The following is an 8,034-nucleotide window of genomic DNA, read 5'->3' as shown; positions in this document are numbered from 1 at the left end:
CAAAAATAAAAGCTTCTGGTTGATTTTTCTCCACAATTCTGATAGCATCAAACCAAAGTTTTCCTCTAGAATCATCAAAACCCCTTAACTTTCCAGCTACAGACCAAGGTTGACAAGGAACACCACCTACGATCAAATTAACTTGCCAAGGTAACTCAGAAATTTTAGTAATATCTCCCAAATATTTTTCATCATTATTGATATATCCAGTTAGAAAATTTTGCTTATAAACCTGAAGAGAATTGGAGTCAATTTCTGAATATCCTAAACATTTACCTCCTAATTTTTCTAGAGGAATTCTAAAGCCGCCAATTCCAGCAAACAAATCTATAAAAGTAAACCGATACTCATATATTTGTAAATTAATAGGTTTATCAAGATTAAAAAAGCTTAATTGAGTTGGGGAATTAATTATATGACCAGACATAAGTCAATTTTTCTGATTATTATTAGGGTTAATATTATAGAAATTATCTTCAGTTGAGATTTTCGATAATTGTCAAATTTTCCACTAAGATTACCACTATAACATTTAGCTGGTGGAGAAATTCAATAGTAAACGTTCTTATTCCTCTACTTCCTCCAAAACTACATCCTCATAAAGCATCTCAATGGGAAAGCTAAAATCTACAGAAGTTAAGGTTACTTCCTCACCTTCCCCATAATTATAAATTTCCCAAACACCATTTTCCTTAGGTCGAAAACACTCTACTGTCATCTCTCGCGCATCAATTAAAACGTATTCTTTTAAAGTAGAAATATTGCGATAATTTTTAAACTTTTTCCCCCTGTTAAAAGCTTCAGTTCCTGGAGATAATACCTCCACCACTAAACAAGGATGATAAATAACTTTAGTCGCACGTCGGTCTCTTTCATTGCAAGTTACCATGACATCAGGATAATAAAAAGGTCCGTTTTCGGATACTCCCAGTTTAGCATCTGCCATTGACACTTTACACCCTTTACCCCGTAGATGATTTTTTAAAGCCGCTGCCAAATTAAGACTAATGTCGTTATGAGGAATAGTTCCTCCAGTCATGGCAAAAACTTGACCGTTCATATATTCATATTTAATCGGTTGTTTTTCCTCCCATTCAAGGTATTCTTGGGGGGTCATTTGATACGGTTTGGGAACTGCTACCATTGTTGCTCTCCTGGTAATTCAGGTTTTGATTTCATGTTAACATATTGGGTCGTTTTATAGATATTGTTTTCGGGCAAACAAATCTATCGAGGGATAGAACTCCGTTCCGCTGCGCGATCGCTTATCTTTCAAAACCGTTGACAATCTGGATAATAAGAAGTAGACTAAAAAAAAATATTATAGCGCTGCGCGCAGGGAACAGGGAGAATGATAGCTGATAATATAAGGCTTTTAGCTATTGGACAGCTCCTGCACATTGCTATACAAGATTACCGAATTATTTTTTAGCAATAAATATTGGCTAGGAGTATCGCCATAAAATGCTCCTGTGCAAAAAATTTAGAAGTTAATAAATCGTCATTTTTAGTAATTCATAACTTAGGAAATTGTTGTTTTATATAGAATCCGGGTAATTACTATAGCTAAGTCATTGCGACGGTCACTCCGTGGAAGGAAGCAATCTCTTAACCCCCTGAGATTGCTTCCTCTCGTCGATAGGGACGACTGTTCAACCAAATTCTATATTACTCCTACCTGAGAATTTTCTTGTTTCTGAGAAAAATTATCCTCCAATAAACTTAATTCATCTTCTAAAACTTTCTCATATACTTTAGGTAAATGTCTACTCATAGAATTAGTTTCAATTCCATATCCTAAACTCGTCCATGTACCTGATAATAACCGCAAAACTCGATCTAATTTTCCCTGTCTTAATAACTCTGGAATATCTGCCTGCCAATACTTGCGATCGCTTAACCAATCATGTACCACAGCATCCTGATATTGTGGCTCAAAACTGTAAGATGTCTGAAAAACAGACCAACTAGGTCGGGGATGATAACGTTTGGCTGTATAATACCAGGTACTGGTTAACATTTGATATCTTCCTGCTGCGGTGCTACATTTTCCTTGATTCGGACCGGAAACAATTTTGATACACCAATCTGGATGTTTTTTCAGGTTAGATACTTTTTTACCTGTATAAACAACATGATAAGGTTGAGCATAATTAGATTCACTCGCTGAAATAGTTCGCATTAAGGCTCGAATATAAGGATCTCCACCTTTCATTGCTAGTTGAGGCCATTGTTCTGCATTATTATAATCATATTGACTAGGGGAAATTAGTTCAATTAATTCTTGTCTATTTAGATTGAATGCTCCCTTAAAAATCTGGAAAAAAGATGTAAAAGAAGCTATAAGTATAGATACAAAAATTAGACGTTTGACAAATATAAAACCAACTGGAGAAGGCTTTTGTTTATTGTTGATAATTTTCGGTTTAACAGAACGCATCTAAATTATTCAAAAGTAATTTTATGAGTAAATACAGCAGACTTCACCTTGGTCATTTCAGTTATCAGTTATCAGTTAGCCTCTGGAAGAGGAACTGCACAATTGAGTTATCAGTGAACCTCCGATAAAGTCGGAGGCTTGAAATACTGAGTTAAACATTTTTTCATCCCTGAACCAGGGGAGGCTTTATACCTCATTTTTTGGTAAAGTACACCCATCAGAGGAAAATATCCCCACTCGGAACATTTAATTTTTAAGGTCTGTACTTCATTATGCTGGAAATCTGCTGTATTTTAATAGTTTTCTAGATGAACTACATTTACTCAACTCTTGAATCCGTAATTTTGTTGTAAGCATTCAGCTAAAGGTTTTAGATTTTGCAGGTACTAATAAAGTAGGAGCTTTTAGGTAATTTCGGTACGGTACGGTTCCCAAAAAATCGCTTAAAAATCAAAAATCTAAGATTTTGGGCAAACAAACAAAATAGGGGAGAAAATCAACGGAAGATTCTTTCGGCTTCTTCTTCTGTGATTCTCACTCCTTCTAGATTATTGATTCTGGCTTCTCCCCTGAAAATTACTGTCAAGAAACAGAGATAAATAATTCTGCCAAAGATTTTCCTGGTGCTTTTGCTTGAGTAACAATTTCAACAATTTTATTGCTAGCTGCTGGTTGAAACATTGCTTCCACACAAACTTGTCCTACCTTAATGCGAGGAATACTACCTTCAAATAAGCGATCGCTAGATTCCATCACAATAGGAAGTTGATCGTCATCATTTTTTAGACCACCAGGGCGAACAATAGTATAATTAATACCACTTTTCTCAATATATTTTTCAGCTTGTTTTTTCCAAAACAAAACTAACCAGAATAAATTTAGCGGATGAAAAAATTTAGACACACACAAGGATGAAACCAAAACAAAACGTTCAATTCCCTTCTGTTTGCTAACATCTACTAAATTTTTAGTTCCTAAATAATCAACCTTATATGGACCAGTAAAATCAAAATCAGGTTTAGCACCTGTAGCACATATCACCACTGTACTATCACCAATAGCATCATGGAGACCCTTATAATCAAGAACATCTCCCACGATCAACTCTGCTTCTGGAGGTAAAATTTCTCTTGCTGTTTCTAAGTTGCGAACTAAAGCTTTAACAGAAATATCTTGTTTCACCAACTCTTGGACAATCCGCAAACCTGTTCGGCCAGTTGCTCCAGCGACAAATACTTTCATAATATATTCAGTAATTTTCAATAATTTGTAAATTTTTTTACCAATGGATAATCAATAATTAGGCTTTGCTTATAGAAATCTTTTTTCGACAAAAAAAGGCTGAAATTTTTACTTGTAAAAGATTTAAAATTTAATTAGACAGCTCTAATTAGAGATAGTTTTCATTATCCCATATTTGTAATAAAATTTCTGCCTTTAGTTCAATCAAGTATGATTTTAACCAAAGCTAATTGATAATTAATAATTAATAATTACCTTTCTAATCTTTAAAATTCCTAAATAAGGTTTGCTGATTAAATATCAAAGCATTGACAGATAAAAATTAGATACTAAAAAAGTGCAAGTTTTTAGGCATAAAAGGTACGGTTTACGAAAAATCAAAAAGTTAGAATTTTGGAGTAAGTATGACAAATAAACAAACAATTTTTCCCAGCCAACTTCTGCATAACTCCTCATTCCTCCTGATTCTTAACTACTTCCTACTCCTTACTCCTCACTCCCTAAAAGAAACAATTTTTCCCAGGCAACTTCTCTATAACTCCTCATTCCTCCTGATTCTTAACTACTTCCTACTCTCTACTACCCACTCCCCAAAAGAAACAATTTTTCCCAGGCAACTTCTGCATAACTCCTCATTCCTCCTGATTCTTAACTACTTCCTACTCCCCGCTCCCTAACTAAATATAAATTATTTCTATATAATTTAGATACCAGTTTGGTAATCCTCAAATTATTGAGTATAGTGCATAATATACACACAAGAGGGCGAATCATGCATCACAATTTTGCAACAGATGAAACCTTAAATAAGGACAACAATTTGGTTAATGATTTTTACTTAAGTACAAAACAAATAGAAACATCAGAAACTAGCAAAATTACTTGGTTTAATACTAAATATAGTGACTGCATGGAACTATATGTAGATGCTGAAACAGTAGCAAAACATTTTGTATCTCACCGAGATTGGTTTTGTCGATGTGCTCATCCTATGAAAGTTCAGCCTCTTGGAGAAAATGGCTATGATTTATTAATAGGAAAGTTTGGTTCTTTTGGATACCAAGTAGAAGCTAGAATTGGTTTAGAATTACTCCCGCCAGACTCAGTAGGAATATATAGAATTAGAAATATCCCGGTGCCTGATTATACACCTCCTGGATATGAAATTCAATTTCAATCAGAAATGAGATTGGTAGAGTTACCTACGGAGCAATTCTGTAGTCAGAAAGAGATTCAAAAATTGGGACTCTCTCCTGTGACTACTGGGGCGAAATGGAATTTAGATTTGACTGTAGGTGTAAACTTCCCTCAGTTTATTCAAAAAATTTCTCCTGGTTTAATTCAGAGGACTGGCAATTCTTTATTACTAAAAATAGTACATCAAGTATCTCAGTGCTTGACCTACAAAACTCAGATAGATTTTCATACTACCTATAATTTGCCATTTCCTAAACAAAGAAACAGAAAGTAGAGGTTTGGTAATTTCAGTTATCAGTTAGCCTCCTGGGTCGGAACTTACTTATGAGTACCTGGCAGCCATTGCCAGAAGGTTGAAATACTGAATGAATAATACTTATAGCTATTTATAAACGAGAAATCTAAAAAAAGTTTCCCAGCCCTCATTGCTTTTGCTGATCGCAGACATAAAAATTTAGTGACAAAAATCTATGTGGCTTTGAGATAGCAAGGGGGCTGAAGAAACAATTATTCTGCTTTACATCTTGCTGATAATTCTTAACAAGATTTCTACACCTGTTACTGCTTGCCAACTAAAAAGACCAACGATTGAAATGTTAATAGCTATATGACTATAGCGTGCCCAGTCTTGGCCTTTCTGCATAAAAGGAGTCAAAGAAGCAGATAAAGCGATCGCTCCTGTCATAGCTAATCCTGCTAGAAGATGGGGGCCAAAAAACAACTTGCCGTTATTGATATAAGTGACGGCCATTCCACCAATAGACCCCATCACCAATAAAGCTAGAAGTATAGAGCCAACTTGGTGATGTTTGACTTTAAATTTCGCAAATTCTTTTTTCTTTTCTGTATCTGTGGCAGTTCTACTGTTGCGAACTTTAATACCGAGATATAAAGCATAAATTGTCAAGGCCAAAAGTACCCACATAATTGCAGGATGGAAAAAGTTGAGCCAAGGCTTAATAGATTCTGGAATTGGTAGGTCCATAATTTCTCTTCTCTCTAGGATTCGTAAAAAAACTTCATAAAACTTAGTATAGCAGTGAGTTGATTTTAATACTTTTTTAATACTTATAGCAGTTGCCATTACGATAAGGCCAGGGAATTATTAATTCGAGCTTGCTGAAAAAGTCTTTTTTCAGGAGTAGGGAAGTCGGGGATTCGGGGATTCGGGGAGCAAGAAAGTAATTTTTTTTGCCCAACTCTTGCTTAAAATGGTAACTTTTTGAACACTAAAAAGCCTTTAAGCTTTATCTGTCAGTTCAATAAAATGTAGAAAAGTTTTTGAGAAATGATATAACAGTTCCATATCATAGGAGTTTTAGTCTTAACTGAACTGTATTGACTGATAACTGATAACTGATATAGGACTTATGCACCAGACCATAGATATAGCGCTCAAAACTAGAGCGCTATCGTTTTTGAACTCTATATATAGTACCTTTGCCTAAGTTCTGAACTGATAACTGATAACTGATAACTGAAAAGACTGTATCAGTTAAAATCTGAAAAACATAGATATTAGTTGTTAGTATGGCTTCGCAAAAAGAAGAAAGCGCCTTAGTACAGGCTGTAAAAAATGGTAATTTTGGTCAAGTATCTCTCCTGTTGGCTCAAAATATTGATGCTAATGCTCAAGCTTTAGATGGGACAACCGCTTTAATGGTGGCCGCAGAAAAAGGCTACTCTCAAATAACTTCTGCTTTACTAGATAATGGTGCAGATGTCAACTATACGAGAAAAAAGTTTGGGGCTACAGCTTTAATGTTGGCCTCCGCTCATGGGCGAGCTGAAATAGTAGAGATTTTGCTCAGTAGAGGCGCGGATGTCAATGGGAAAGATGATCGTGGCGCTTCTCCTCTAATGGTAGCTGCGATGAATGGTTATATTTTAGTGGTCAATCAACTCATAACTGCTGGAGCAGATGTTAATGTCCAGGACAAAGACTATGATACGGCCTTGGGTTTAGCAACCGCTCAAGGTTATCTAGATGTAGTTAAAGTTTTGCTTAATGCTGGAGCTAGGGTAGATGAGTCTACATTATCTGTAGTTGCTAATAGTAATTATGTGGGAATAAGAGAAACTTTTATTAATCATGGTGTAGATGTAAATACTAGAAATTTGCAAGGTAGAACATGGTTAATGCAAGCCGCAGAAGTTGGCGATTTATCTACTGTAAATACACTATTAAAAGCGGGTGCTGATGTTAATTTTCGAGATAAAGATAGAGAAACTGCCCTAATTTTATCTGCTGATTTAGGTTATTTAGAAATTGTCAAGGCTTTGTTAGAATCAGGGGCAGATGTAAATATTAAAAGTAGAAATGGTGGTACAGCTTTAATGGCTGCTGCTGCGGAAGGAAATGTGGCGATCGCTTCTATTTTATTAGATGCTAATGCTGATGTTAATGCTGAAGATTTAGAAGGAGAAACAGCCCTAAGTTTTGCCATAGTAGAACATCATACAGAAATGGTAAAACTATTGCTCAATTATGGAGCGGAAATTGTTACTAAAAATCAAACTGGTGATACACCTTTATTTAGTGCAATTTTTCATGGTTATACAGATATTGTCTCTATTTTATTGGCAAAAATAGAGCAGCAAAATTTGACATCTTTATTGAATAGTAAATATTTAGGAGAGACAGCTTTAACATTAGCAATATGGCATAAACATAGGGAGATTATTAATATTTTTCTAGATGTTGGTGTCGATGTAAATATTCCTGCTCAGGGAGGTTCTACTCCGATGATGAAAGCAGCATATCAAGGGGATATTGAAACATTAAAGGTACTTTTAGAAAGAGGATCTGATATTAATCTTCGAGATGATAATGAGGCGACGGCTTTAATGTGGGCAGCATATCAAGGTCATATTGAAGTTGTCAAATTGTTAATAGATTCTGGAGCTAATTTAACGTATAAAAATCGAGGTGGTTGTACAGCTTTAATGTTAGCAGAATTTAATAATTATCAAGATGTTATTAGGTTGCTGAAAAATGCTGAAGCAGGTCACTAAATTAAGTTTAGCTGTGCGACTCGTTGGCAGCTAAACCAGGAAACTGGGTATAAACGGCCGTTCCAAGTCAATACATGAGGGAAACCTCGACTTGTGAATAACTCTTATCTCCTTCGTGGTGAAATTCCACCGCCCTGTTG

General features: G+C 35.3%; 7 protein-coding genes. 2 read left to right on the top strand and 5 right to left on the bottom strand.

Annotation, left to right across the window (positions count from 1 at the left end; all coding sequences use genetic code 11):
* The 4 genes from VKJ25_RS09655 to VKJ25_RS09640 form a co-directional block, all read right to left on the bottom strand.
* The coding region (locus tag VKJ25_RS09655) for a DNA cytosine methyltransferase (protein ID WP_324236417.1) at positions 1-427 on the bottom strand (427 nt) is incomplete at its 3' end.
* Positions 428-565: 138 nt separating this feature from the next.
* Entirely contained in the window at positions 566-1,144 is a 579-nt protein-coding gene (locus tag VKJ25_RS09650) for a Uma2 family endonuclease (RefSeq protein ID WP_324236416.1), read from the bottom strand.
* 519 nt (positions 1,145-1,663) lie between these two features.
* The gene (locus VKJ25_RS09645) at positions 1,664-2,440 is read right to left on the bottom strand and encodes a glycoside hydrolase family 24 protein (protein WP_324236415.1); all 777 of its coding nucleotides are present in this window, start codon (positions 2,438-2,440) and stop codon (positions 1,664-1,666) included.
* Between the two features lie 582 nt (positions 2,441-3,022).
* Positions 3,023-3,682, bottom strand: a complete 660-nt coding sequence (locus VKJ25_RS09640; protein ID WP_324236414.1) for an NAD(P)H-binding protein — start codon at positions 3,680-3,682, stop codon at positions 3,023-3,025.
* Positions 3,683-4,454: 772 nt separating this feature from the next.
* Between VKJ25_RS09640 and VKJ25_RS09635 the strand changes: the two genes are divergently transcribed.
* Entirely contained in the window at positions 4,455-5,153 is a 699-nt protein-coding gene (locus VKJ25_RS09635; RefSeq protein ID WP_324236413.1) for a DUF1997 domain-containing protein, read from the top strand.
* A 243-nt stretch (positions 5,154-5,396) separates the two neighbouring features.
* On the opposite strand, the gene VKJ25_RS09630 is transcribed toward VKJ25_RS09635, so the two are convergent.
* Positions 5,397-5,864 carry a DUF4079 domain-containing protein gene (locus tag VKJ25_RS09630; RefSeq protein ID WP_324236412.1) on the bottom strand — a complete coding sequence of 156 codons (468 nt, stop codon included), beginning with the start codon at positions 5,862-5,864 and terminating at the stop codon, positions 5,397-5,399.
* Between the two features lie 545 nt (positions 5,865-6,409).
* Between VKJ25_RS09630 and VKJ25_RS09625 the strand changes: the two genes are divergently transcribed.
* Positions 6,410-7,894 carry an ankyrin repeat domain-containing protein gene (locus tag VKJ25_RS09625; RefSeq protein WP_324236411.1) on the top strand — a complete coding sequence of 495 codons (1,485 nt, stop codon included), beginning with the start codon at positions 6,410-6,412 and terminating at the stop codon, positions 7,892-7,894.
* The last annotated feature ends 140 nt before the right edge of the window (positions 7,895-8,034 follow it).

The sequence above is a fragment of the Okeania sp. genome (assembly GCF_035285525.1).
GTDB lineage: Bacteria > Cyanobacteriota > Cyanobacteriia > Cyanobacteriales > Microcoleaceae > Trichodesmium.
This window is presented reverse-complemented; position numbering and strand designations above follow the sequence as displayed.